A 722-nucleotide genomic window follows, 5' to 3' on the forward strand; every position below is an offset into this window, starting at 1 on the left:
CGTGGGTTGGGGCCCCGAGATTCGTGTATCGAGGAGTTCGAGTGAACGGCAGGACCATCGCACGCGCCGCCACGGCCGTGACAGCTCTCGGCATCAGCGCGGCGCTGACGATGGGTGGCCCGGCCGCCGCCGACCCCGAACCGTCCCCGCTCGACGCCGGGCTCACCCACCTCACCGAGGCCGCGGGCCCCGATCCGGCCGTGCAGGCGGGGGTCGGCGCACTGCGTCAGTACACCGAGCTCGCCGACATCAACGGCCTGCGCCACGTCACGAGCGCCTTCACCCCGTTCGCCTACGCCGCGCCCACGTTCGGCTGCGGCAGCCTCGGCCCGGTCACCACGATCATCGCCGCCGCGACCACCGACGGAACCGGCACCAGCCAGGACCTCAATGTCGCGCCGGGCGCCCTGCGGTTCAGCGCGACCCCGGCGCACCCCGGCACGCCGCTGGCCTCCGGCCTCGTCGTGGCCTGGGTGAACATCAACAACGGCGCCAGCGGCATCGACCCGCTCGACGATCTCACCGAGTACGGCCTCCCGTCGCTGTCCAAGACGGTGAACAGCGGGCCCGGCACGGTCATCGCCTCGATGTGGGGCATCATCGACTACCCGTTCGCGCACTGCGTGATGACGCCGACCGTGGGCACCTTCATGGTTCCGGACCAGCCCGCGCTGCATCCGCAGCCGTCGAACACCAATTCCCCCGGGCTGATCGCCCCCGGC

At 71.9% G+C, this 722-nt stretch carries 1 protein-coding gene; it reads left to right on the forward strand.

Features of this window, described 5'->3' with window-relative positions; all coding sequences use genetic code 11:
* Window positions 1-41: 41 nt before the first annotated feature.
* A partial coding sequence (locus ON39_RS26325) for a hypothetical protein (RefSeq protein ID WP_040738440.1) occupies window positions 42-722 on the forward strand: 681 nt, incomplete at its 3' end.

The sequence above is a fragment of the Nocardia tenerifensis NBRC 101015 genome (assembly GCF_000308715.1).
Lineage (GTDB): Bacteria > Actinomycetota > Actinomycetes > Mycobacteriales > Mycobacteriaceae > Nocardia > Nocardia tenerifensis.